Annotated in this window: 19 protein-coding genes, 1 other RNA gene, 1 pseudogene and 1 other annotated feature; of the genes and pseudogenes, 5 read left to right on the forward strand and 16 right to left on the reverse strand. The window is 50.8% G+C overall.

Translation table 11 applies throughout. The annotated features are described in order from the left end of the window. Positions 1–40: 40 nt before the first annotated feature. From KNP00_RS02600 to cymR, 4 genes are read right to left on the reverse strand one after another with little or no spacing between them, the layout of a single operon-like run. Positions 41–790 (reverse strand): tetratricopeptide repeat protein, encoded by a 750-nt coding sequence (locus KNP00_RS02600; protein ID WP_240542656.1) that lies wholly within the window; start codon positions 788–790, stop codon positions 41–43. Next, positions 711–1,832 (reverse strand): tRNA 2-thiouridine(34) synthase MnmA, encoded by a 1,122-nt coding sequence (gene mnmA / locus KNP00_RS02605; protein WP_215141940.1) that lies wholly within the window; start codon positions 1,830–1,832, stop codon positions 711–713. The genes KNP00_RS02600 and mnmA overlap by 80 nt, the downstream gene beginning before the upstream one ends. After that, positions 1,833–2,969 carry a cysteine desulfurase family protein gene (locus tag KNP00_RS02610; protein ID WP_215141942.1) on the reverse strand — a complete coding sequence of 379 codons (1,137 nt, stop codon included), beginning with the start codon at positions 2,967–2,969 and terminating at the stop codon, positions 1,833–1,835. A 17-nt stretch (positions 2,970–2,986) separates the two neighbouring features. Then, a complete protein-coding gene (gene cymR / locus KNP00_RS02615) occupies positions 2,987–3,394 on the reverse strand; it encodes a cysteine metabolism transcriptional regulator CymR (protein ID WP_215141944.1) in 408 nt (135 codons plus the stop codon). A 60-nt stretch (positions 3,395–3,454) separates the two neighbouring features. Here cymR and KNP00_RS02620 point away from each other — a divergent pair, with 60 nt between their 5' ends. Beyond that, entirely contained in the window at positions 3,455–4,771 is a 1,317-nt protein-coding gene (locus tag KNP00_RS02620; protein ID WP_215141946.1) for a replication-associated recombination protein A, read from the forward strand. Positions 4,772–4,784: 13 nt separating this feature from the next. Here KNP00_RS02620 and KNP00_RS02625 read toward each other — a convergent pair whose 3' ends face one another. The 3 genes from KNP00_RS02625 to KNP00_RS02635 all read right to left on the reverse strand — a co-directional run bounded on the left by KNP00_RS02625 (position 4,785) and on the right by KNP00_RS02635 (position 7,123). Continuing rightward, a complete protein-coding gene (locus KNP00_RS02625) occupies positions 4,785–5,552 on the reverse strand; it encodes a tRNA threonylcarbamoyladenosine dehydratase (protein WP_215141948.1) in 768 nt (255 codons plus the stop codon). A gap of 95 nt (positions 5,553–5,647) precedes the next feature. Beyond that, a non-coding RNA gene (ssrS, locus tag KNP00_RS02630) (6S RNA) lies at positions 5,648–5,834 on the reverse strand. A gap of 74 nt (positions 5,835–5,908) precedes the next feature. After that, entirely contained in the window at positions 5,909–7,123 is a 1,215-nt protein-coding gene (locus KNP00_RS02635) for a DASH family cryptochrome (protein WP_215141950.1), read from the reverse strand. A gap of 341 nt (positions 7,124–7,464) precedes the next feature. Here KNP00_RS02635 and KNP00_RS02640 point away from each other — a divergent pair, with 341 nt between their 5' ends. Further along, positions 7,465–8,112, forward strand: coding sequence for a DUF6198 family protein (locus KNP00_RS02640; RefSeq protein WP_215141952.1), 648 nt, complete (start codon positions 7,465–7,467; stop codon positions 8,110–8,112). 160 nt (positions 8,113–8,272) lie between these two features. Here KNP00_RS02640 and KNP00_RS02645 read toward each other — a convergent pair whose 3' ends face one another. Continuing rightward, the gene (locus tag KNP00_RS02645; protein ID WP_215141954.1) at positions 8,273–9,985 is read right to left on the reverse strand and encodes an ABC transporter ATP-binding protein; all 1,713 of its coding nucleotides are present in this window, start codon (positions 9,983–9,985) and stop codon (positions 8,273–8,275) included. Between the two features lie 118 nt (positions 9,986–10,103). Here KNP00_RS02645 and KNP00_RS02650 point away from each other — a divergent pair, with 118 nt between their 5' ends. Both KNP00_RS02650 and KNP00_RS02655 read left to right on the forward strand, forming a co-directional pair. Then, entirely contained in the window at positions 10,104–10,454 is a 351-nt protein-coding gene (locus tag KNP00_RS02650; protein WP_215141956.1) for an iron-sulfur cluster biosynthesis family protein, read from the forward strand. Continuing rightward, a complete protein-coding gene (locus KNP00_RS02655) occupies positions 10,427–10,648 on the forward strand; it encodes a hypothetical protein (RefSeq protein WP_215141958.1) in 222 nt (73 codons plus the stop codon). The genes KNP00_RS02650 and KNP00_RS02655 overlap by 28 nt, the downstream gene beginning before the upstream one ends. Positions 10,649–10,750: 102 nt before the next feature. Here the strand turns inward: KNP00_RS02655 and aspS are convergent, their stop codons facing one another. From aspS to secD, 7 genes and pseudogenes are all read right to left on the reverse strand, one after another. Next, positions 10,751–12,523 (reverse strand): aspartate--tRNA ligase, encoded by a 1,773-nt coding sequence (gene aspS, locus KNP00_RS02660; RefSeq protein ID WP_215141960.1) that lies wholly within the window; start codon positions 12,521–12,523, stop codon positions 10,751–10,753. After that, a complete protein-coding gene (hisS, locus tag KNP00_RS02665) occupies positions 12,520–13,800 on the reverse strand; it encodes a histidine--tRNA ligase (RefSeq protein WP_215141962.1) in 1,281 nt (426 codons plus the stop codon). The genes aspS and hisS overlap by 4 nt, the downstream gene beginning before the upstream one ends. Positions 13,801–13,838: 38 nt before the next feature. After that, positions 13,839–14,072: a binding site (T-box leader), on the reverse strand. A gap of 38 nt (positions 14,073–14,110) precedes the next feature. After that, positions 14,111–14,554: a D-aminoacyl-tRNA deacylase gene (dtd, locus tag KNP00_RS02670; RefSeq protein WP_215141964.1), complete on the reverse strand. Its 444-nt coding sequence runs from the start codon at positions 14,552–14,554 to the stop codon at positions 14,111–14,113. Between the two features lie 16 nt (positions 14,555–14,570). Beyond that, on the reverse strand, positions 14,571–16,760 hold the full coding sequence (locus KNP00_RS02675) for a RelA/SpoT family protein (RefSeq protein WP_215141966.1): 2,190 nt from the start codon (positions 16,758–16,760) through the stop codon (positions 14,571–14,573). A 187-nt stretch (positions 16,761–16,947) separates the two neighbouring features. Continuing rightward, positions 16,948–17,466 carry an adenine phosphoribosyltransferase gene (locus KNP00_RS02680; protein WP_078146574.1) on the reverse strand — a complete coding sequence of 173 codons (519 nt, stop codon included), beginning with the start codon at positions 17,464–17,466 and terminating at the stop codon, positions 16,948–16,950. Position 17,467: 1 nt separating this feature from the next. Beyond that, entirely contained in the window at positions 17,468–19,762 is a 2,295-nt protein-coding gene (gene recJ, locus KNP00_RS02685; protein WP_215141969.1) for a single-stranded-DNA-specific exonuclease RecJ, read from the reverse strand. Between the two features lie 100 nt (positions 19,763–19,862). Then, positions 19,863–22,080, reverse strand: a pseudogene (gene secD, locus KNP00_RS14225) (protein translocase subunit SecD). Between the two features lie 210 nt (positions 22,081–22,290). Here secD and zupT point away from each other — a divergent pair. Next, on the forward strand, positions 22,291–23,151 hold the full coding sequence (gene zupT / locus KNP00_RS02700; protein WP_215141975.1) for a zinc transporter ZupT: 861 nt from the start codon (positions 22,291–22,293) through the stop codon (positions 23,149–23,151). Between the two features lie 154 nt (positions 23,152–23,305). Here the strand turns inward: zupT and KNP00_RS02705 are convergent, their stop codons facing one another. Then, entirely contained in the window at positions 23,306–25,078 is a 1,773-nt protein-coding gene (locus KNP00_RS02705; protein WP_215141977.1) for a methyl-accepting chemotaxis protein, read from the reverse strand. Positions 25,079–25,163: the final 85 nt, after the last annotated feature.

The raw sequence follows: 25,163 nt of genomic DNA on the forward strand, positions 1-25,163 counted from the left end.
CCATCGCTCCGGAGCGATGGCATTTTCATGTTCAATCGATTCAGTTTCCAAGCAACGCATCCATCTTCGCGATGGCGTCACGCGCAAGTTCGTGATCGGGTTGCATCTCGAGGACACGTTGGAGCTCAGCATACGTCCGTTCCTGGTCACCTAAAAACGCAAATGCGATCGCCAAATTGTAGCGTGCGTCCGTATGGCTCGCATCGAGGTCGAGCGTCTCTTCTAGGGCGACGACCGCCTCTTCGAGCTGTTCGCTCTGTGCGAGTGCGAGCCCGTACTGGAACGTGATCTCCACATCTTCCGGTGACTGCTGTTTCGCTTCACGTAAGCGTGGCATCGCACGCACGAAGTCACCCATCGCCTTGTACGTCAAGCCGAGCATGAAATGAAGGTCGGCATCATTCATCCCGGACAGGAGCGCCTGACGAAGCGATGCCTCTGCAGATTCCAATTGTTCGAGTTCATAGGCGAGAGCACCTTTCGCATAGTGCGCGGCACCGAACGAACCATCGAGCTCGATTGCTTTGTCATAGAAGATGACGGCACGATCGTAATCATTGATCGCCTGAAGCAACGTTCCCATGTTGACGAAACCGGTCGGGTCCGTCGGGTTCGCTTCAATGGCCTCGTTGAAATGCTTGGCCGCCTGTTCGAATTCACCTTGCTGCATCGCTTGGATGCCTTGTTCGTTTGCGTTCATATCAATCACCTCATCCGATATAGTCGAGTCGTTTGCCGTTGCGATACGCTTCGTCGATTGTCGCCCCGCCGAGACAGACATCGCCGTCATAGAAGACGACCGCTTGTCCTGGTGTGATGGCACGTTGCGGCTCATCGAACTTGACGAGCACTTCACCGTTTTCGAGCGGAGCGACCGTGACCGGCACGTCTTGTTGACGATAGCGGAACTTCGCCGTCGCCCGGAATTCTCCTGTAGGAGCAGTCCCTGTCCATGAAAGTTTCGAAGCGAGGAGCGCATCTGAATAGAGCGCGTCGTGATGGAAGCCTTGTCCGACGAACAAGACATTGTTTTCGACATCTTTCCCGACGACGAACCATGGGTCACCGTCGCCACCGATTCCGAGACCGTGGCGTTGTCCGAGCGTGTAATACATCAACCCGTCATGACGTCCTTTCACGACACCGTCGAGCGTCCGCATTTCACCAGGCTGTGACGGAAGGTATTCCGACAAGAACTCTTTAAAGTTCCGTTCACCGATAAAACAGATTCCCGTCGAGTCTTTTTTCTTCGCCGTTGCGAGTCCCGCCTCTTCGGCAATCACACGCACATCTTTCTTGTCCATGTGACCGATCGGGAACATCGTCCGCGCCAGCTGGTCTTGAGACAATTGGTTCAAGAAGTACGTTTGGTCTTTATTGTCGTCCTTACCGCGCAATAGACGGTGCTCACCATCAACATGTTTCACTTGCGCATAATGACCAGTGGCGACAAAGTCGGCACCGAGTCGAAGCGCATGGTCAAGAAACGCTTTGAACTTGATCTCTTTGTTACACATGACGTCCGGGTTCGGCGTCCGACCGAGACGGTACTCCGCTAAGAAATATTCAAAGACGCGGTCCCAATATTCTTTTTCAAAGTTGACCGCATAATACGGGATCCCGATTTGGTTCGCCACGGCAATCACATCTTCATAATCTTCCGTCGCCGTACATACCCCGTTTTCATCCGTGTCATCCCAGTTTTTCATAAAAATCCCGATGACGTTGTACCCTTGTTCCTTCAACACATGGGCCGTCACCGATGAATCGACGCCACCTGACATCCCGACGACGACCGTCGTCTCTTCAGGGGCTTTCGTGCGTAAATTCATCTATCTCACTCCGTTCATAAATGTCGAGACGACTTCTTCTAGTCGCTCCGCGAGCCGTTTCGCGTCCTCGACCGAGTTACCGTGACCAAAACTGATTCGAACAGACTGACGCGTCCGCTCTGAATCCCCGTACATCGCTGATAATACATGAGACGGTTCGACCGACCCTGCCGTGCAGGCACTTCCGCTTGAAATCGCCATGCCCCGCATATCCATCATGATGAGGAAAGGTTCAAGGTCAATTCCAGGAAGGTATAAGTTCACGATGTGAGGCAACCGGTTTGACCCGTTCACCTCATAAGATACGCCTAGTTCGTCAAGACGCTGACAAAGCCCCTTCTCGAGGGACTCATACTGCGCGATCCGTGCTTCGCGCTCTGCCATGACGAGTTCGGCTGCTTTTTGGAATCCGACGGCACCCGGAACATTTTCCGTGCCGGCTCGACGTTTACGCTCTTGTTGTCCACCAAAAGAACGTGACGCTAATTTTACACCTGTTTTCATGAAAAGAAAACCGATACCTTTTGGCCCATTCACTTTATGTGCAGACGCCGACAACAAATCGACATGAATCGCCTTCACATCAATCACTTCCGTACCGAGTGCTTGAACTGCATCGGTATGGAAGATGGCTTGATGGTCTCGTAACAAGTCTCCGATTTCTTGAATCGGCTGACGCGTCCCGACTTCGTTATTGCCGTACATGACCGATACGAGAATCGTGTCATCCCGTAAAGCTGAACGCACCGCGTCGACAGTGACAGCTCCTGACGCATCGACATCGAGGTACGTGACTTCAAAGCCCTCGCGTTCGAGCTGTTCCATCGCGTGGAGCACGGCGTGGTGCTCGACTTTCGTCGTCATGATATGTTTGCCCTTCTCTTGATTGGCATACGCCGCACCGAATAAGGCATAGTTATCCGACTCTGTCCCACCCGATGTAAAGACGATCTCGTTCGGCGCGGCACCGACCCATTTCGCTAGGACGCGACGGGATGAGTCGAGAGCTGCTCGGGCGTTTCGTCCGATTCCGTGAATGCTAGACGCGTTCCCATACGTCTCTAAAAAGTAGGGTGTCATCGCTTCGAGCACTTCCGGTCGCATCGGTGTCGTCGCAGCGTGATCAAAATAGTTCATCTCAAGTCACCTCGTTCTTAAATATAAAACATGTAGCCGTCTGACTCTTCCTCAGCGAGGTCCGCGAGTGTCGTTTCGTCAAGGACGGTATCGATGGCTTCTTTGATTTTATCCCATAGCTTTCGCTTCACCGCATCATCTGCCTCAGAATCTTCGACGATGGCGAGAGGTCCCTCGAGCAAGCGAATGATTTCACCCGCCGTCACTTCTTCAGCCGGTTTGATGAGCTGATAGCCACCATATGCGCCACGTACACTTTTCACGAGTCCCCCGTTCCGGAGTGGACCGATGAGTTGCTCTAAATAATGCTCAGGCAACTCATGCCGTGCCGCAATCTTCTTTAAACTGAGTGGTTTATTGTCAGTTTCACGCGCGAGCGCAATCATGATCGTTAAGCCATAACGGCCTTTTGTAGATATTTTCATCTTCAAGTCTCCTTCTGTTATACTAATCGAACAAACGTTTGTCGAAAGGAATGGTTACGTATGCCTGACTTGTTTCATCAATCGAATGGCGGACCGCTCGCCAACCGGATGCGCCCCGAAACGTTAGATGACGTCATCGGACAGCGTCATATCATCGGTGAGGGCAAGCTACTTCGTCGTGCCATCGAAGCGGATCGACTCGGTACGATTATCCTGTACGGTCCACCTGGCACAGGGAAGACGACACTTGCCCGTGTCATCTCGAATTATACGAAGGCGACGTTCGTCCAATTGAACGCCGTCACCGCCAAACTCGAAGAATTACGGAACGTCATCCGTGAAGCGGGAGCTCGGTTTGACTACGAAGACGAACGGACGATTCTCTTTTTAGACGAGATTCATCGATTCAATAAGCTCCAGCAAGATGCGCTCCTGCCAGCCCTTGAGTCCGGAAAACTCGTCCTCATCGGAGCGACGACGGAAAATCCGAGCTTTGAAGTAAACGCCGCCCTCCTGTCACGGGCGACCGTGTTTCGGCTTGAGCCACCAAGTGCCGATGAGTTACGCACCGTCCTCGATCGGGCGCTTCACGACTCACGCGGTCTCGGAAATTATTCGGTCAAGATGGATGAGGCTGCTGCAGACCATTATATCAAAATGGCGGATGGTGACTACCGTGTCCTATTGAATGCGCTCGAGCTTGCCGTGTTGACAACACCAGAAGTGGATGGTCAGATTCATATCACCCTCGAGGTTGCGGAAGAATCGATTCAACAGAAGTCCATCAAATACGATAAGACGGGCGATCGACACTACGATGTCATCTCGGCGTTCATCAAATCGATTCGCGGTTCAGACCCGGACGCAGCGCTCTACTGGCTAGCCGTCATGATTGAAGCTGGCGAATCTCCACGCTTTATCATGCGACGCCTTTATGTCCATGCCGCCGAAGACATCGGCATGAGCGACCCGAACGCGCTACTCGTCGTCGATGCCGCGGCACGGGCGAGCGAATACATCGGGTTCCCCGAAGCGCGCATTCCGATTGCAGAAGCCGTTCTCTATTTGGCGACCGCTCCAAAATCGAACGCGGTCATCACCGCTATCGACCAGGCGCTCCACCACGTCCGTACAGTCGAAGGGGGACCTGTGCCCGTCCATCTCCGCGACGCCCACAGTCCAGGAGCACGTGAACTCGGGAACGGGGTCGGCTATAAATACCCACATGATGAAAAAGACGGGTTCGTCCCTCAAAACTATTGGCCCGAGAATTTGGCACGAAAGCGCCCTAGCTATTACAAACCGACATCTCGTGGATTTGAGCAACAAATTCAAAAACGGCTTGATTATTGGGAAAAACGACGCGACTCGAAATGAGCCAGCGTCGTTTTTATTGTTGGATACGGTTGATTTCGACTCCAGCTTTTTCGAGCAGTTCGTTAATCACATACCCTGCAGCGACAAGCCCTGCGACCGACGGGACGAACGCGTTCGAGCTCGGTGGCATTTTCGCTTTCCGGATCGCCGCATCTTTCTTCCCGACGACCTCGTTCACGTCTTCGCGCGTGACGATTGGTGATTCGTCTGAGAAGACGACCGGGACGCCTTTATAGATTCTTTCTTTACGTAAACGTGTCCGGACCATCTTCGCGATCGGGTCATACGACGTATCTTTAATATCGACGACTTTGATCCGCGTCGGGTCCATCTTGTTCGCCATCCCCATACTTGAAATGACCGGGATGCCGCGACGTTTACATTCCACGATTAAATGGATCTTATAGATGATCGTGTCTGAAGCATCGATGACATAATCGATATTTTGAGCGAAAAACTCTTCATACGTCTCTTCTGTATAAAACATCTTCAGTTGGACGAGATTTAAATCCGGATTGATGTCGAGAAGGCGTTTGCCCATCGCTTCTACTTTCGGTTGACCGACTGTCGACAGCAACGCGTGAATTTGACGATTGACGTTCGTGATGTCGATGTCATCCTTATCGACGAGGACGATGCGTCCGACGCCACTGCGCGCAAGCGCCTCGGCCGCGAACGAGCCGACGCCTCCGACGCCTAAAATTGCGACCGTTTTGTCTTTTAATGCATCGAGACCTTCTGAACCGATCGCCAATTCATTTCGTGAAAACTGGTGTAACATATTTCTTCCTCCAACTAATCCTATTTTCTCATACTATTTTACTCGGAATTGTACTCAAAAAAAAGACGTCTCGCGACGTATTTACAAAAAAATCGATGGGGCCCGCAGTGCCGTGACGATGCCTTGCTTTTGAACCTGCGTATGCAGGTGGGTGACCTAGCGTTTCCTTCACAAGTCCTCCTGCACGTGATGAGGCAGTTGATCTGGTTAGCAGTTCGGTCTCCCGTATTCAAAGTGTTGGCTCAAAATAACGAAGGCGGCTCTCGTACACCTCAGGTATCCCATCTGTTGATTTAACTATAGCGCTTCTGTAAAAAGAAGTCAATGAGAAACACCGACTTCTCGTGACAGTTTCGTCACAACCATTTGTTACGAAACGCACGGTCCGGGTCATACGTGAACTGCTGACGCTCGATATGGAAACGCCGGTCCCGCGAATCATTTCCGACACCGGCTTGATAAGCCCAATTCCCCCAATTGCTCGCCACATCATAATCAATCAGTCTCGACTCAAAATAAGAAGCCCCGTAACGCCAGTCCTGTTTTAACTCTTTGGCGAAATAGTTGGCAACGATTTGACGCCCCCGATTCGACATCCATCCTGTCGCATTCAGCTCGCGCATGAACGCATCGACAAATTCCACTCCGGTATCGCCTCGACGCCATTTCTCGATGATGTCAGGATCGACCCGCCACTCCTTCGGCTTTGAACGAATGCCCTGCTCCCGAAACAATCGTTTTCCTTGTTCGAGTGCGACCCATTGAAAAAATTCGCGCCACAATAGTTCGAAGTAGAGCCAATAAGTCGATTCGTTCACGCCATGCGACCGTTCGTGCGCTTCTAATTCAAAGAAGACTCGTCGCGGTGACAGCGACCCGTTCGCCAAATACGCAGACAACTTCGTTGAATCGTTGACGCCGAACCCATTTCTCGTCTCTTTATACGTTCGAATCGGAACGGATAAATAGTCATTCAATCGACGTTTCGCAGCCAGCTCTCCACCTTTGAACGGGAATGCCGTCCTCGGGTCTTGCTCGATTTCTTGAATCGGGAATGGGAACGTCACATCACGTCTGGCTGCCGTCGCTTTTCGAGAGACGAAATCGCGTGGTCGTACGTCATATTCGACCGCTTTTCGGAACTCGGTGAAGAGAAACGGCATCTTCTCGAATGGGATATCCGCTTCTTCAAACAAAGTGAACCCTTCGAACGTTCCGTATTCGCCCTCCCAGTTCTCCATCACTTCTTCTTCACGTTTTCGCTCATTGTATCCGATCGCTCTTTGAAATAGTAGACGGTCGGCCGGGTCTAGTATGTCGAGCGGATGCCCGACATGGACATAGAACGGGATCCCAAGGGCATTCAATGATCCCGCCACATCTTCTAACGTCTCTTTCAGAAAATGAATCCGAGCACGACCGAGCGGGGTCACTCCGAAACGATTTTTCTCGAGCTGTTTAGGATGGATAAAGTAATGTCCTTCAATCGGGTCGTCATGTCGAAGCGCTTCTTCAAGCGGCAAATGATCATCGACACGTAAATCGTTTTGATACCAAATGATCGTCTTCATATATAGACCTCCTCCACTACTTAGTATGATGGATGACAGTTTAGTACAAAAAGATTAGGATGTGTTTGAAACATGTTTTCAAAACCAACTTGTGTGGAATATATTCATCTAGAAGAGAAAGGGGTGCTACTATGGCTAAGAAAGGTAAGATGGGAACATTAATCAAAGTCGCGACGGCGGTCGCACCGTTCGTCTACAAATACTATAAAAAGAATAAAGCGAAAAAGTCACCGAAGAAATAACGATCTCGTCTCAGCCTTCACGCTGAGGCGATTTTTTCATGTTCTCTAATCGATTGTGCTAAGATGAATCAATTAATAAAGTGAAACGAGGTGTTGTTCGTGCATGTCCGGTCCATCCACTTTTTACGCATTCTTTTCAAATGGGGTCTCTTCATGACCGGGTTGTTCTTGCTTGCACTCGGGTCGTCCATCATGATCACGGCAGACCTCGGTGTCTCCACGTGGGACGTCCTCCATATCGGTATCGCCCATCATCTTCCGATTTCAATCGGGACGGTCATTTTATGTGTAGGCCTCTCACTCGTCTTATTCAAATATATACTTGACCGGCTCCGACCTCAGTTCGGCACGCTCGTCAATGCAGTGTTCGTCGGGGTCTTCATGAACATGATTCTAAATGAGCAATGGCTCCCTACGTTTGACGGCACGCTCACGAACGTCGTCTGGCTCACATTCGGTATTTTCGTGATGGGGATGGGGGCTGGTCTTTATGTCGCTGTCGGATACGGGGCCGGTCCGCGCGATGGACTGACTCTCGTCTTAGCAGACCGATTCAACACGTCTGTCCGTGCCATGCGAACGTGGATGGAACTGACCGCCTGTCTCATCGGCTGGGCGCTCGGCGGACCGCTTTTCTTCGGCACCGTGTTATCCATCTTCCTCATCGGTCCGTTCTTCCAGTTCTGGTTAGAACGCTTCCGTCTGTTTATCGCCTACATCGATCGGCTCAAAGTCAAATTCGCGTAAAAGAGAGGGTGTCCCTCTCTTTTTCGACTTCCCCGTATCCTACGACTTGTACAGCCTTCATAGTGTTTCTGCCCCCTTCTCTTTCCTTTATCCATATGTATTTACCCACGAACCATTCACATCACGCCCAAAAGGCCACCATTCTCAGGTGACCCTCCGTTTATAGCTGTTGGCGTTGCAACAGATTTGTGAAGACGCCGCCTTTTTGGCTGAGCTCTTCGTGTGTCCCGTCCTCGACGATTCCTTCAGCCGTCACGACGAGGATCCGGTCGGCATTCTTCACCGTCGCCAAACGGTGGGCGATGATGAGCGTCGTCCGATTCGCCGCCAGTTCATTGAGTGAATCTTGAATGATGGCCTCGGTCTCCGTATCGAGCGCCGATGTCGCCTCATCTAAAATCAAGATCGGCGGATTTTTCAAGAACATGCGTGCGATCGCGATCCGTTGTTTCTGACCGCCGGAGAGCTTCAGTCCACGTTCGCCGATTTGCGTGTCGAGACCGTGCTCGAGTTCCTCGACGAGCGTGCTGAGATGCGCCTTTTCTACCGCATGCATGATATCGGCATCGGTCGCATCCAGCTTCCCGTAAGCGATATTCTCGCGAAGCGTACCCGCAAACAAGAAGACATCTTGTTGCACGATTCCGATTTGACGACGTAAACTCTCTTTCGTCATGTCGCGGATGTCCATCCCGTCAATCGAGATGGCGCCCTTTGTGACGTCATAAAAGCGAGGGATGAGTGAACAGATGGTCGTCTTGCCTGCTCCGCTCGTCCCGACTAAGGCGACGGTCGTCCCTGCCTCAATCGACAAGTCGATGTCCGTCAACACTTGGCGGTAGTCCGAGTAGCCGAATGAGACGTCGTCGAAGACGATATCGCCTTTTAGCGTCTCGACTCCAACCGCACCATCACGGTTCTCGATATCTGGTTCTTCATCGAGTAGCTGGGTGAATCGTTTGAATCCTGCCATGCCTTTCGGGTACATCTCTAATAGTGCCGTGATCTTTTCAATCGGTTTGATGAGTAAGTTCATGTACAAGATGAAACCGACGAGCTGTCCGTACGTCAATTGCCCTTCATACGTCAAGTACGCCCCGTAGACGAGGACGAGTAACGTCATCAGACGTGTCGTGATATAAATGCCTGCGAGCGACGTACTCATGACACGATACGCTTCGATCTTCGAGCCGCGATAGAAGTTGTTGTCCTTTTGGAAACGTCCGATTTCGAACGCCTCGTTCGTAAACGATTGGACGACGCGCGCTCCGGACACACTGTCCTCGACGCGCGCGTTCACTTCCCCGATGTTCGTGTACATCTTTTGCCACGCCTTGTTCATGTTCTTATTCGCATACGTGATCATGATGATCAGGAACGGTACCGCGATAACGGTGACGAGTGCGAGTTCAGGGTCGATCGAGAACATGATCCCGAACGCACCGAGTAGCGTCATGATGGCAATGAAGAAGTCTTCCGGTCCGTGGTGTGCCACTTCCCCGATATCGAACAAGTCGTTCGTGACCCGGCTCATCAGATGCCCGGTCTTATGATTGTCAAAAAATCGGAACGATTGTTTATGGATATGTGTGAATAATTCTTCCCGCATGTCCGTCTCGATGTTGATCCCGAGCTTATGTCCCCAATAGTTGACGACATACTGCATCATCATGGCCAATATGTAAAGAATCAACAGACCGATGCTGACGATGATAATCCAGTTCCATTCCCCATCCGGCAACAAGTCGTCGATGAACCATTGAACGGCAAGCGGAAATCCGAGTTCAAGTAGTCCGACGAGAATTGCGAATGAAAAATCGAGTAGGAATAACTTTTTATGTGGCCGATAATAACTAAAAAAACGTGAAATCATTCTCTTACCCCCTTCTAAACATTAAGTGTACGCTTTTTTCCGAAAGGTGGAAAATAGGATGCATCCCTTTTTCATTCTTTTTTCGAACGGCGTATAATGTAAGTAAGGAGTGATACACATGCATGTACACATTACAGAACTTGCGCTCGAACGAATCGAGTCATTGAAAGGCGAACGCGAAGGACAGATGCACCTCTTTTATGAAACAGAAGGTTGCGGTTGTGGGAATAGCGGAATCTTCGAGATCCGATACGTCACAGAGACGACACCGGAAGACGTCGAGATCGACTCGAACCTCGGTCCAATCCTGATTAAAAACTGGACGAAAGTGTTTTTAGACGAACAGATGAAGATCGACTTCCTTGAAGACCGTCGTACGCTCGTCTTAAAGAGTGACGGACAAGTATTCAATTCGAATCTACTCGTAACGGATGGCACAGGTTGTCAGCTGAACGCCCCGAGCCGATGAAACAGACGCTGAAACAACATCCGAGACTGCTCATTCTCTTCTTAGTGAGTTTCGGTCTTGGACTATTCGGAATCTATCTGGCGTTTATCGATTCGGTCTACACGATGTCCGCCGTCATCGCCTCGCTGTTTACGTTCGGATTCGCGTTGGAGCGAACAGCAAAGTATATGCAGGAAGAAGATCGTACACGTTAAGTGAGTCGTATTTCCGTAAGATTTTTTGGACAAACAATCCATTCAAAATCAATTTCACACATAATAAAAACGAGGATTGCGATGGCAATCCTCGTTTTTCATTTACTTCTTCTCTTTTACTGCCGTACGAATCGACAACTCTTCAAGTTGTGCGTCCGCGACCGGGCTCGGTGCTTGCGTGAGCAAGTCGCTTGCCGACGCCGTTTTCGGGAAAGCAATCGTGTCGCGAAGGTTCGAACGACCCGCAAGAATCATGACGAGACGGTCAAGACCGAGTGCGATTCCCGCGTGTGGTGGTGTCCCGTATTCGAACGCTTCGAGTAAGAAACCGAACTGTTCAACCGCTTCTTCTTGCGTGAAGCCGAGCAATTTGAACATGCGCTCTTGAATGTCACGCTCATAAATACGCTGTGAGCCGCCGCCGAGCTCGTATCCGTTCAAGACGAGGTCATAGGCGATGGCGCGAACGCTTGCCGGGTCTGTCTCGAGAAGGTGGAGATCTTCACGGTTTGGCATCGTGAACGGGTGGTGGTTCGCATAGAAACGACCGTCTTCTTCTTCAAACGTCACGAGTGGGAAGTCCGTCACCCATAGGAAGTTGAACTTCGACTCGTCGATGAGACCGAGATCGTGTCCGAGTTTGACGCGGAGTGCGCCAAGGCTGTCTGCGACGACAGTCGGTTTCGATGCAACGAAGAGGAGAAGGTCACCCGCTTCTGCGTTCGTCGCTTCGATCAACTTCTGTGCGTACGTCTCGTCGAAGAACTTCGCGATTGGACCGTTCAGGCCTTCCGCTGTCACTTTGAGCCATGCGAGACCTTTCGCACCGTATACCGCCGTGAACTCTTGAAGCTTGTCGATGTCTTTGCGTGAGAAGTTGTCCGCCTCACCTTTGACGTTGATTGCTTTGACTTGTCCGTTTGATTCGAGTGCTGCGTCGAACACTTTGAAGCCGGCACCTGTCACGGCGTCAGCCACATCGATGAGTTCGAGGCCAAAACGCGTGTCCGGTTTATCCGAACCGAAACGACGCATCGCTTCTTCGTGTGTCATACGCTCGAACTTCGCTGGTGTGTCCGTACGACCGAGCGTCGATTCCATGACTTGTCCCATCATTGATTCCATCATCGCCATCAAGTCTTCGATGTCCATGAAGCTCGTCTCGATGTCGACTTGTGTGAACTCAGGCTGACGGTCTGCACGAAGGTCCTCGTCACGGAAGCAGCGCGCGATTTGGAAGTAACGGTCAAATCCTGCGACCATGAGCAACTGTTTGAAGAGCTGTGGTGATTGTGGGAGCGCGTAGAACTCACCACCGTGGACACGGCTCGGTACGAGATAGTCACGTGCGCCTTCTGGTGTCGACTTCGTCAAAATCGGTGTTTCGACTTCGAGGAACTCTTCTTCCGTTAAGAAGTTACGGATCGTGTTCGACGTCTTCGAGCGGAGACGGAACGTCTCTTGAAGCGCTGGACGACGAAGGTCGAGGTAACGGTATTTGAGGCGAAGGTCTTCTGAGACGTTTTCCGCTTCGTCACCGATCGGGATTGGGGTCATCTTCGCCGCGTTCAAGATGTTGATCTCAGAAGCGATGACTTCGATGTTTCCTGTCGGCATGTTCGGGTTCTTGTTCTCACGCTCGAGAACCGTCCCTTTTACGTCGAGGACATACTCGCTACGAATCGTTTCCGCGAGTTGGTGGACTGCTTCGTTTTCTGGGCGTACGACGACTTGGACAATCCCTGTGCGGTCACGAAGGTCGATGAAGATGAGTCCTCCGAGGTCACGACGTTTTTGTACCCAACCTTTTAATTGTACTTCTTGGCCGATGAGTGACTCTGTCACGCGGCCGTTCATATGTGTGCGTCCGATCATTGTCCTGCTCCTTCCGATAGTTCACGAATTTTGTCTGCGACGGCCGAGAGTGGCACATCGACTTGTTCACCAGTCGTCATATCTTTCAAGGCGGCTGCCCCGCGCTCGACTTCGTCATCCCCTAAGATGACTGTGAACTTGGCTTTCAGGCGGTCCGCCTGTTTGAATTGTCCTTTGAACTTGCGTCCTTGGTAATCACGGTCAGCCTTGAACCCTTCCATGCGAAGGAGTTGCAAGAGACGTGTCGCCGTCATTTCGACTTCTTTCTCACCTTGGGCGACGATGAAGACGTCAAGGCCGGTCTCGAGTTCAGGTAAGACCCCTTCATTCTCCAACGCGAGGATGAGACGCTCCAACCCAATCCCAAAACCGATTCCCGGCATGTCCGGTCCGCCGATATCTTGTACGAGACCGTTGTAGCGTCCGCCGCCACATAGTGTCGTGATCGCTCCGAACCCTTCTGCCTCGGACATGATCTCAAACGCCGTATGCGTATAGTAATCGAGTCCACGAACGAGCGTCGGGTCGACTTCATAGGCGACACCGAGTGCGTCGAGCTGTGCGAGCACTTGGTCGAAATAGGCTTTCGACTCTTCGTTCAAATATTCAAGGATTGAAGGTGCCGTCTTCATCGACGGGTGATCACGGTCGACTTTACAATCCAGGATGCGAAGCGGGTTCTTATAAAGACGTGACTGACAGTCTTGGCAAAGTTCGCCTGCCACCGGCTCGAAGTGACGGATGAGCGCATCGCGGTGGGCGTTGCGGCTTTCCGCGTCCCCAAGCGAGTTGACGACGACTTTGATTTTCTGAAGTCCGAACGACTTATAGATTGAATAGGCGAGGCTGATGACCTCCGCGTCAACGGCCGGGTCGCTACTGCCGATCGCTTCGACACCGTATTGGTGAAGCTGGCGGAAACGGCCTTTTTGCGGACGTTCATAGCGGAACATCGGTCCCATGTAGTAGAGCTTCGTCGGTTGGTCCGGGTTACCGAACAGTTTGTTCGTCACGAACGCACGGACGACAGATGCCGTCCCTTCTGGGCGAAGCGTGTACTCGTCCTTCCCTTTCTTCACGAGTGTGAACATCTCTTTTTGGACGATGTCCGTCGTCTCGCCGACACTACGTGTGAATAAATTCGTCGTTTCAAAGATTGGTGTGCGAATCTCTTTATAGTTGTATCGGGCACTCATGTCGCGGAGCTTTTCCTCGACATATTGCCACGTCTCGACCGTACCTGGAAGCAGGTCTTGTGTACCGCGTGGTGCTTTCATCCTATTCCCTCCTTAAAATACAAAAAGGCCCTCGTCCGCAAAGGGACGAGAGCCTGTGTAAGTTCCCGTGGTACCACCCTCGTTGCAGAGCCATCACTTGAAACTCTGCCACTCGAAATCGGTTAACGCCCGATGAGACGGCTCCCCCTACTCGTTTTCAAGGGAGCACCTCCAAAGTGTCGTTCGGGTCATCATCCAGTCGATGCTTTCAGCCAAGGCATCGCTCTCTTTGCTGGTGGGTTGACCGTACTCTTCTTTATCATAGGTGTTTGACTATATGCTTCATGATGCCGAATCAAGTCGGCATCTGTCAAGCGTTTTTTTCGAGCATGAGTGTGACCGGTCCGTCATTGACGAGTGTGACGTCCATCATCGCACCGAAGCGCCCCGTCTCGACAATGAGTCCATTCGACCGGAGCCTTTCGTTGAACGCTTCGTAAAGCGATTCGGCAAGATCAGGCTTCGCCGCCTTCGTGAATGCAGGTCGCCGCCCTTTCATCGTATCTCCATAGAGCGTAAATTGAGAGACAGACAAAATTTGACCAGACACGTCTTGTATCGATAAGTTCATCTTTTCCTGATCGTCTTCGAATACACGAAGCCCGACCACCTTGTCAGCGAGCCAATTGACTTCTTCTTTCGTATCCTCATGTGTTACGCCGACGAGGAGTAGGTAGCCAGTGTTGATTGCCCCGATGACTTCTTCCTCGACTGTGACCGACGCTTCTTTCACTCGTTGCAATAATACACGCACGTTCCTCTTCCTTTCGTCACGTCATCATGACCCGGCTCACCGAGTACACGTCAGAGATTTGTTTGATTCGCTCGACGACTTTTTGTAAATGATTCACGTTCGGAATCGAGATCGTCATCGAGATGCGGGCTTGTTTGTTTTGGTCACCACGACCGCTGACGGCCACGATGTTCGTGTTTGTCGCCGATACCGCCTGAAGGACGTCATTCAAAAGTCCTGAACGGTCATACCCGGTGATTTCGATATCGACGTTGTAGTTCTTCTCTTTCGCTTGTCCGACTTCCCACTCTACGTCAAGGAGACGTTCCGGATGCTGTTCATTGACAATGTTCAAGCAGTCTTTACGGTGAATCGAGACACCGCGACCTCGTGTAATATACCCGACGATTTCATCGCCTGGTACCGGGTTACAACAACGGCTCATCCGAATGAGCATATTGTCAATGCCTTTGACCGTCACGCCCGCTTCCGTCGTCTTCTTTTTCGGCGACTGACTGACTTTCAATTCGCTGATGGCTTCAGAAAGCTCGAGTTTCGGTTCTTTCCGCTGCTTCTCCGTCAGTTTGTGCGCGACTTGGGCGGCTGTGATGCCTTGATAGCCGACTGCGGCGTACATCTCTTCTTCGTTCCCGAAGTTGAACTTTTCGACGACGATACTGAGTGCCGGTTCGTCAGTGACTTCTTTCGGTTCAAACCCAAGCTTTTTGATTTCGGCCTCGACGAGCTCTTTCCCTTTCTCGACGTTCTCTTCACGCTGTTGGCGTTTGAACCATTGGCGAATCTTGTTCTTCGCCTGACTCGAGACGGCGAGCTTTAACCAGTCCTTGCTCGGACCGTAACTATGTTTCGACGTGATGATCTCAATGATGTCACCCGTCTCGAGTTTATGGTCGAGCGGGACCATCCGTCCGTTCACTTTCGCCCCCGTCATCCGATGCCCGATCTCCGTATGGATCCGGTACGCGTAGTCGATCGGGACAGAGCCTTTCGGCAACTCGAACACGTCACCTTTCGGCGTGAATACGTATAGCATGTCACTGAAGAAGTCGACTTTGAGAGACTCCATGAATTCCTCGGCGTCCGTCGTATCTTTTTGAAGTTCGAGAATCTCACGAAGGTGGGCGATTTTCTCATCGAACCCGTTCGTCGAGACGTTCTTCCCTTCTTTATACGCCCAGTGTGCCGCGATCCCGAACTCGGCGATGAAATGCATGTCCTTCGTCCGAATCTGGACTTCGAGCGGTTCACCTTTCGGACCGATCACCGTCGTATGGAGTGATTGATACATGTTCGGTTTTGGCATGGCGATATAATCTTTGAATCGTCCCGGCATCGGCTTGTATTGCGTATGGATGATCCCGAGCACCGCATAACAATCGCGAATCGAGTCGACGATAATCCGGACCGCCATCAAGTCATAAATCTCATTGAACTCTTTTTTATGCTTCACCATCTTGTTGTAGATGGAGTAGATATGCTTCGGTCGACCGTTCACGTCGGCATCGATATGCACTTCTTCAAGAACCCCGTTCACTTCCGTGATGACAGAGGTGACGAGGGCCTCCCGTTCCGTCCGTTTTTGTTTCATCATGGAGACGATCTTGTAGTATTGTTGCGGGTTGATATAACGTAATGAAATATCCTCGAGCTCCCACTTGATCGTCGAGATTCCCATCCGATGAGCGAGCGGTGCAAAGATTTCGAGCGTCTCTTCCGCCTTTTGAACTTGCTTCTCTTTCGGCATATGCTGAAGCGTTCGCATGTTATGAAGACGGTCCGCGAGCTTGATCAGGATGACGCGTACATCTTCCGCCATCGCGATAATCATCTTCCGATGGTTCTCAGCGAGCTCTTCTTTTTTCGATTTATATTTGATCTTACCAAGTTTCGTGACCCCGTCGACGAGCATCGCCACGTCCGGACCGAAATCATCCGTCAATTGCTGTAACGAAATATCCGTATCTTCGACGACGTCATGCAAGAGCGCCCCGATAATCGTCGTGGCATCTAGGCCGATATCAACGAGAATGCCGGCCACTTGGACCGGATGGAGGATATAGGGCTCGCCCGAACGTCGAAACTGACCGGAATGATGAAGTTTTGCGTATTCGTAAGCGCGTTTCACTTCGGCTATATCGTCGTCACCCATATACTCCCCGAGCGCGTCGAGAAGATCCTCAATACTTACGATTTGTTTTTTGGTCATAACATTCGACACCCTTTTTTTTACCGCTCCAATCATCTCGGATTCGTCGCAGCATGGTAGTAGTTAGTATTCAAGATTCTATAATTTTATAACCATTATCGAAAAAATCTGACGACCTGTCAAAGGTTGTCGGTTATTTTCCTCAAAAACTATTCAAAAACGGGAAGCATATCGCTTCCCGTTCAAATTAGTCTTCGTATCGGATGAGAGAGAACACGTCGTATCCTTCGAGACGCTCACGTCCACCGAGTCCGTCAAGTTCAATCAAGAATCCGATTCCCGCGACAACCCCACCAAGTTGTTCGATCATTTTGATGGTCGCTTCAATCGTTCCTCCCGTGGCGAGCAAATCGTCAAGGATGACCACTTGTTGTCCCGGTTGGATTGAGTCTTTGTGCATCGTCAAGATGTCCGTCCCGTACTCGAGACCGTATGACACACGAACCGTCTCACGCGGTAACTTGCCTTCTTTTCGAACTGGCACGAATCCGAGTTCGAGCGCATATGCTGCCGGGCAACCGACGACGAATCCACGCGCTTCCGGTCCAGCGATCAACTCTGCTCCACGCTCACGCGCATAAACGACGAGCTCGTCTACCGCTTTTTTGTAGACTTCGCCGTCTTGCATGAGTGACGTGATATCTTTGAAGCTAATGCCTTCCTTCGGATAATCTGCTACTTCTTTAATATGTTGTTTGAAATCCATTTTATGTGTATGCCTCCTGCATCGTGTTCGATCGCAACGATTGTAACCGCTCTTTGAGCTCCGCCAATGACGCGTATACGAAACGCTCTTCGAGTTGTTGGCGCCCAATCCGGCGTTTATAGCACGGCGCCTCGGTCAAATCGCGTTTCGGTGCTTCTGGATTGACTCCAGGCAGTCCGTCTTCCATTGTAACAAGAAATTCGAGTTCAGAGAATACTTGATGCATAAATTGAATCGTATTTTTTGACCATTTTCGCTCTTTTGACAAACGAATCAGGTTCTCGCGTAGATTTTTCCGTTCGCACGTCGCCATATGGACATAATACGTTCGGAAATCCTCACGGGACGGGACACGCTCAAAAAATGAATCTCCTTGACCGAATGCGCAATAAATCCGTTCGACCCCTTCATGAAGTTTCTCTGCGAGTACCTCTTCATCGTCAGGAAGGTCGAGCAGGACGACGAAACGGTTGAGCGGCTCATCCCCTTCATGTAGCGGGAAATCTTCGGTCGTTCCTTGGAACGACAAGAACGATGTCTGTTCATTCGGTAAATCTTTCAATTCTTGAACCGACTTTTTCTTCCCACGATAGTCAAACACTTGGAAATCGTCGACGCGCAAGTCTTGAATCATGAGCTGTGGCTTTCGCATCCCGTTCCACTCGTTCACTTGAAGACTCCCCATCACCGAGATGTGGGCCATTTTTGAAATTTCCGAGACGACGTGCCCGAATCCAAAACCGATCCCGTCGAGTTCACGCTTGTCACCGGCAAGCTGTACTTTCAAATGGGTGGCGTCACGTCCGATTTGACGGATGTCACGCAGCTTCGCATCCGCAACGACGACACGCGGTGACGGGTTCCCCATCCCGAACGGGGCGAGTTTTCCAATCTCTGAGATCAAGTCGAGCGAGACATCGTTAACCGAGAGTTTCAAATCGACCTTGACCCGCGGTACGAATACATCGTCAGGAATCGACTCCGCTTGACGGTTCAGACGTTCCCGTAGTTCGGCTACATGTTCGGATTGAAGGGTCATTCCGGCCGCAGCCGGGTGTCCGCCAAAGTGAGGCAAGATATCTTCATTTTTCGAGAGTTCCTTGAAGAGGTCAAATCCATCAATCGAACGACCCGATCCCTTCGCCTTACCTGTCTCAGGGTCGTGGCAGAGGAGGATGACCGGGCGATAATACGCCTCGACGAGACGCGATGCGACAATCCCGACCACACCAGGATTCCATTTCTCACTCGCGACGACGAGCACACGGTCCTCGGTCATCGATGCTTCGACGAGTTCTTTCGCTTCCGCAGCGATCGTTTTGACGATATCTTGACGTTCTTTGTTTTGCTTATCGAGCTGTTTCGCGAGCTCCAACGCCTCCTCGACGTGTTCAGCCAGGAGCATCTGAAGTGCCGGCATCGCTGAATCGAGTCGACCGGCGGCATTGATGCGTGGGCCGAACGCAAAGCCGACCGATTCTTCGTTCAACACGCTGTCACCGAGTCCACACACTTCACGCAACGCTAAAATACCTGGTCGTTTCGAGGCCTCGAGTGCCGCAATCCCTTTCTTCGCGAGTAACCGATTCTCCCCGTCGAGCGGGACGAGGTCGGCAATCGTGCCTAGAACTGCCAAATCAAGCAACTCTTCCGGCATTCTTCCTAGCACCGCATGTGCCACTTTGAGTGCGACTCCCGCTCCTGCGAGTTTATCGTACGGATATCCCGGGTCGATATGTGGATGAATGATCGCATAGGCATCCGGTAAGGTCTCTTTCGGCTCGTGGTGGTCCGTGATGATCAAATCAACGCCAAGGTCTTTCAAAAGGGTCGCCTCTTCAATCCCTGAAATTCCGCAATCCACCGTGATGACCAAGGTGAATCCTTCATTCGCTGCCCATTGGAACGCTTCCTTGTTCGGTCCATACCCTTCGGTGAATCGGTTCGGGATGTAGCATTCGGCCATGACCCCGGTCTCCGTGAGCGCGTGCCACATGACCGATGAGGCACTGACCCCGTCGACATCATAGTCTCCATAGATGAGGACCATTTCGCCATCATCCGCGGCCTGTTTAATTCGAGACACGACTTTCTCCATCTGTTCGAACAGATACGGGTCATGAAAGACGAGTTCATCCTCGGCATATAAAAATGCCTTGGCGTCCTCTACGTCTTGATGCCCCCGTTGGACGAGGAGCGTCGCCAGTTGTGCTGATATATTTAATTCGGTTTGTAAACGTGTGACGTCTTCCGGTTTCGTATCCGGGTAGATCCACTGTTTCTTCGAATGGTACATGTCCTTCACTCCAATCAATTGTAGATTATAGCAGACCGCGTGAAAGATGTGCCGTCTTGACATTTGAAAAGGTCTCCCTTTTGAATGGGAGACCTTCTCGTCACGCCTCTGTGACCGGCGTTTCTTTATTTTTGTTAATTGTTGAACGTTTGAGCAGGAGCCATAAATATGATGCGATGAAGATCGAAGAATACATCCCCATGAAGAGTCCGACCAGCAATGCGAGCGAGAACCCTCGAATCGATTCAGCTCCGAACGCATACAAGGCGAACGCTGTCACAAGCACGGTGATGACCGTGTTGACCGATCGCACGATCGTCTCTTGAATCGATTTGTTGATAATCGACTCGTACACGTCCATCGACTTGATTTTCCGTTCCTTCTCATACGATGTGATGTTTTCACGGACCCGGTCGAACGTGACGATCGTATCGTTGACCGAATATCCGATAATCGTCAAGATGGCGGCGATGAAGTATAAGTTGACTTCAATCCCAAAGAGTGAGAATGCGACGATCATGAAGAACGCATCATGTAACATCGCCACCACAGTTGCGATCGCATAGGAGAATTGGAAGCGCACGGTGATGTAAAGAATAATCCCGATTGAAGCGACAGCGACCGCATAAAGCGCATTTTTCGCCAAGTCCCGACCGACTTGGGCAGATACGGTACTGATGTTCGGGTCGCTTCCGAATTGCTCCGTGAACGCCGTTTTGACGCTCGCGACTTCTTCTTGACCTAATTGTCCAACGAACGTGACGTAAGCCAACCGGCCTTCGTCTGCGTATTGGACGCTTGAGATCTCTTGGTCGACCCCGGCGTCATTGAACGCCTGCGTGAACTCTTCTTGTGAGACACGCTCTTCGGTTTGAACCTCGACACGCGTTCCTGAGGCGAAGTCGATTCCAAGGTTCAACCCTCGGAAGAACAAGAGCCCGATTCCGAGTACGACAATGGCCGTCGAAATCAAAAACATCGTGCGCATATGTTTGACGTAATTCCATTCAGTAAGCTTAAAGTTCACGAATTTCACTCTCCTTCACACCAAACCATCCTTTGCGTTTGTCGAACAGACGACTTGAGACAAGGAGGTGCATCAAATAACGTGAGATGAATACGTTCGAGATGAACGTCATCGCAATTGAGATCATGAGCATGATGGCAAATCCTTTGACCGAACTCTGTCCAAAATAGAACAAGACCGCAGCCGAGATGAGCGTTGTCAAGTTGGCATCGATGATCGTGCTGAGCGAACGGCGGTTACCCGCACGGAATGCCGACAGGACCGATTTGCCTGAACGTAGCTCATCTTTGATTCGTTCCGCGGTGATGATATTCGCATCGACCGCCATACCAACCCCGAGGACGAGTGCCGCGATTCCTGGGAGCGTCAAGACCGCATTGATCCCGTTGAAGAACAACATGATCAAGTTAATATAAAGAACGAGCGTGATGATCGACACGAGCCCCGGTAAGCGATAGAAGAACAACATGAAGAGGAAGACGGCAATGATCCCGATCGTTGCGGCAAACACCGTCTCTTCTAACGCGTCTTGTCCGAACTGGGCCGACACCGATGTCGAGTAAATCTCATCAAGTTTGACCGGGAGCGCTCCTGCGTTCAAGATGTCCGCTAGACGTTGTCCGCTCTCCGCATCGATCCCACCACCTGAAATAATGGCTTTATCCGATAAGATTGGTCCGTTCACCGAAGCATCCGACACAATCTTCGAGTTCTCTTTTTGAATCTCTTCCTCGTATGTGTCACCCTCTTCATAATCGAGCCAGATGACGAGTCGATTTTCAGGGGCAGGACGTTGTGAGATCTCTGACGTCACTTCGCCAAACTTGTCCGCGGACTGAAGAGTCAACTCAACGACAGGTTGCCCTTGCTGGTTGTAGCTAAGTGCTGCACCACGTGGCGCCAAATCTTTTCCGTCGAGCAAGACGTTGTCATTTACATCACGAAACGTCAGTTGAGCTGTGGACGAGATGACTTCTCGCGCTTCGTTTTGATTCGATACGCCCGCAAGCTGGACTCGAATCCGATTGTTCTCTTCGATTCGAACGTCCGGCTCAGATACACCGAGAACGTTGATTCGGTTGTTGATGGCGCGAACGGTTGCATTCATCGCCGACTCGTCGATGACGTCACCGTCTTCGAGCGGTTGTACTTCATATAAAACTTCGAACCCACCTTTTAAGTCGAGTCCGAGGTTCGTGTTCTTGACGACCCATGGCGTTGTGAACACAGCGAGCAGGATTGTCGCAATCATGATGATCGCAAAAATCGCAATGTTGCCTTTTTTGTACATACGACTATTTCCTTTCTAAACCACTATTCTTGATAAAACTTCTCTCGTTAACATTACAAATTTTCTAAACATTTATCAATCATTTTCCTAAAATTGTAACGACCGATCTAAGATTATTCGACATGATTTGCGTACAAGACTAAAAGTTGCTCAAGGGCAAATCTTCATGTATGATGAACGTAATAACCCATCATCAAAGGAGTCTTCCATATGGATAGCACCATTATTTACGCTTTTCTCCTCACCTTGTTTGCAGGACTCGCGACAGGGATCGGGAGTATGATCGCATTTTTCGCAAAACGGACGAACACCGCATTCTTATCCGTCTCTTTAGGATTTTCTGGAGGCGTTATGATTTACGTATCGTTCATCGAGATCTTTCCGAAAGCACTTGAAGAACTCGTCGGTGCGCACGGAGAGTATAGCGGAACCATCTATACCGTCCTCGCATTCTTTGGAGGGATGATCTTGATCGGCTTAATCGATAAGTTCATCCCGAAAATGGAGAACCCGCACGAGGTCAAGTTTGTGGAATCGATGCAAAACGACCCGTCCACCCAGGAACTCGCGACGACTGCGACAAATGAAGCGACACCACTCGATGACCCTCAAGCAAAGAACCGTCTTAAAAAAATGGGTGTCTTTATGGCACTCGCCATCGGAATCCATAACTTCCCGGAAGGACTGGCGACATTTATCTCTGCGCTCGACGACCCGGCTGTCGGTCTCGCGATCGCCATCGCCATCGCCCTTCACAACATTCCGGAAGGGATTGCCGTCTCCGTTCCGATCTACTATGCGACCGGTTCACGGAAGAAGGCGTTCAAACTCTCCATGTTGTCAGGTCTCGCCGAACCCGCGGGCGCTGCGATTGGATTCTTGCTTCTCATGCCGTTTCTGAATGATACCGTCTTCGGACTTCTATTTGCTGCCGTCGGAGGCATCATGGTATTCATCTCACTTGATGAGTTGCTCCCTGCCGCACGTGAATATGGTCATGCCCACCATTCCATGTATGGGATGGTCGCCGGAATGATCGTCATGGCGACGAGCCTGATTTTGCTAATGTAATGTAAAATGCCCTAATGCGTGTCGAGGGCACTGAAAAACTCAAAATGATAAGGAAAAGGACGATTGTCCCGACACAAGTTGGTCCAATCGTCCTTTTATCTGTTCACGTTCGGATAGAGCGACAGTTTTTCAGTGTCCTCCGCGTGTCACGTTCTTATTTTGTCTTAAAGACGTGGACGACATCTTTTAATTCAGATGACATATGACTCATCGTCTCTGCGATCCCATTGATTTCTTGAATTGCCGCAAGTTGTTCCTCGACGTTTGCGCCAGCCTCTTCCACGCTCCGCTGTGTCGAAACAGCGTTCGTCGACATGTCCTCGACCGACACCGCCACTTCTGTCGTGTTGGCGCTCACTTCCTCAGTAGCCGAGGCAATCTCGCTCATTTGACGTGACGTCTCTTCAATGACCGATACGATCTCACGGAACGCCTCGGCCACCTCGCCCATTTGGGATACCCCATTCTCCACATGCACACTCGATTCTTCGAACGCCGATTCGACTTGAGCCGTGTCACGCTGAATATCACGGACGACGGTTTGGATTTGAATCGCGGACTGTTTCGATTCCTCGGCAAGCTTGCGCACCTCGGCAGCGACGACCGCGAATCCTTTCCCATGTTCTCCCGCACGCGCCGCTTCAATGGCTGCATTGAGCGCAAGCAAGTTCGTCTGTTCGGTAATGGCTGTTATGGAGCGAGTGATTTTTTCAATCTCGAGTGATTGGTTCGAGAGTCTTGTTACCATCTGCTGGGTCATCTCATTGGCACGACGGATTTCTTGCATCCGTTCTTCTGCCAATTGAACCGTCCCGAGACCACCGTTCGCCGCCTCGAGTGTATGAATCGTCTGTTCGTTCACCCCTTGGGATGCCGCTGCGATTTGATTCAACCCATCAACGGCTTGATTGACACCGATTGTTCCTTCTTCCGCGCGCTTCGATGACCCTTGGGCCGCCACGTTCATGTCTTCAAACAGACGGGAGACACCTTGAGTCGTCGTCGCCACATGATCTGTGCTCGCATAAAGCTCTTCTGAGTAGGCGGTCACTTTATCAGATGCTTCACCGACTCGATTGATCAACGCTACCAAATTATGCTTCATCTCATTGAATGCCGTGACAAGATCTCCAAGTTCGTCGTTCGAGACGCTCTCGATGTCTTCTCCCGTCAAATCACCTTCTGCCATAATACGCGCTTGGCGACCTAGACGGTTAATCGGTTTCAAGAAGAGGCGCTGTAGCGCGAGTAGTGAGAGAATCCCGACTACGACGCCTACCACGCTGATGATGATCATCCAGAGAATGGATTTTCCCGCATCCGCTTGAACAGCCTTCGTCTCAGCTTCAAGGAGTTCTCCTTTATATTCAACGAGGTCCGTCACCGTCATGCGTACACGGTCCGTCGTCGGTGTCACGCTCGTGTTAAGCACGGTCTTGAATCCGATTTCGTCTTGTTGTTGACGGAGTTCAATCGCCCGATCCATCTCACGGTCTAATAGCTCATTGAACTGTTCTAGGTCCGAAAGCCAAGACAAGATCTTTTCGTCCGAAGACGATGCGTTGAGTTTTTTCATCAACTCGTCACGTTGTTCTTGTACATCCTGAAGGCTGATGAGCGTCTTCGGGTTGGCGACGAGCATGTAATAGTTCAAGTAACGCTCAGCGTCGGTCACGGCTAGCGATAATTGATCTGCAAGGTTCATTTCTTGCACCCCTTCACTAAGGACGCGATCATATGCCGCCGTTGACTGCCTCAATTGATAGGATCCGAGCGCGCCGACAATGAGGAGCGCGATGATTGTCGGAACGAGTGCGATCGACATCCGTCTTCTAAGGGAAGAACGCCTACTTTGTTTCAAACCGCCTCGTTTCCTTGTCCACCCTTTCCAATTCTTGAATGGTCGTATAAATCGTTTCACATCCATGTCATTCGTTCTCCTTCATCTCGGATTTCTTCTCAACTTGAGATTAATGCAAACGTTTTCATGAAGCAAATCGATTTTTGTAAAT

The sequence above is a fragment of the Exiguobacterium qingdaonense genome, from assembly GCF_018617855.1.
GTDB lineage: Bacteria > Bacillota > Bacilli > Exiguobacteriales > Exiguobacteriaceae > Exiguobacterium > Exiguobacterium qingdaonense.

What these genes read in the sequence shown, in the direction of transcription:
- KNP00_RS02600 (WP_240542656.1), bottom strand. Translation starts at nt 790, where the DNA reads ATGACGGCGATGTCTGTCTCGGCGGGGCGACAATCGACGAAGCGTATC.
- mnmA (WP_215141940.1), bottom strand. Translation starts at nt 1,832, where the DNA reads ATGAATTTACGCACGAAAGCCCCTGAAGAGACGACGGTCGTCGTCGGG.
- KNP00_RS02610 (WP_215141942.1), bottom strand. Translation starts at nt 2,969, where the DNA reads ATGAACTATTTTGATCACGCTGCGACGACACCGATGCGACCGGAAGTG.
- cymR (WP_215141944.1), bottom strand. Translation starts at nt 3,394, where the DNA reads ATGAAAATATCTACAAAAGGCCGTTATGGCTTAACGATCATGATTGCG.
- KNP00_RS02620 (WP_215141946.1), top strand. Translation starts at nt 3,455, where the DNA reads ATGCCTGACTTGTTTCATCAATCGAATGGCGGACCGCTCGCCAACCGG.
- KNP00_RS02625 (WP_215141948.1), bottom strand. Translation starts at nt 5,552, where the DNA reads ATGTTACACCAGTTTTCACGAAATGAATTGGCGATCGGTTCAGAAGGT.
- KNP00_RS02635 (WP_215141950.1), bottom strand. Translation starts at nt 7,123, where the DNA reads ATGAAGACGATCATTTGGTATCAAAACGATTTACGTGTCGATGATCAT.
- KNP00_RS02645 (WP_215141954.1), bottom strand. Translation starts at nt 9,985, where the DNA reads ATGATTTCACGTTTTTTTAGTTATTATCGGCCACATAAAAAGTTATTC.
- KNP00_RS02650 (WP_215141956.1), top strand. Translation starts at nt 10,104, where the DNA reads ATGCATGTACACATTACAGAACTTGCGCTCGAACGAATCGAGTCATTG.
- aspS (WP_215141960.1), bottom strand. Translation starts at nt 12,523, where the DNA reads ATGATCGGACGCACACATATGAACGGCCGCGTGACAGAGTCACTCATC.
- hisS (WP_215141962.1), bottom strand. Translation starts at nt 13,800, where the DNA reads ATGAAAGCACCACGCGGTACACAAGACCTGCTTCCAGGTACGGTCGAG.
- KNP00_RS02675 (WP_215141966.1), bottom strand. Translation starts at nt 16,760, where the DNA reads ATGACCAAAAAACAAATCGTAAGTATTGAGGATCTTCTCGACGCGCTC.
- KNP00_RS02680 (WP_078146574.1), bottom strand. Translation starts at nt 17,466, where the DNA reads ATGGATTTCAAACAACATATTAAAGAAGTAGCAGATTATCCGAAGGAA.
- recJ (WP_215141969.1), bottom strand. Translation starts at nt 19,762, where the DNA reads ATGTACCATTCGAAGAAACAGTGGATCTACCCGGATACGAAACCGGAA.
- zupT (WP_215141975.1), top strand. Translation starts at nt 22,291, where the DNA reads ATGGATAGCACCATTATTTACGCTTTTCTCCTCACCTTGTTTGCAGGA.
- KNP00_RS02705 (WP_215141977.1), bottom strand. Translation starts at nt 25,078, where the DNA reads ATGGATGTGAAACGATTTATACGACCATTCAAGAATTGGAAAGGGTGG.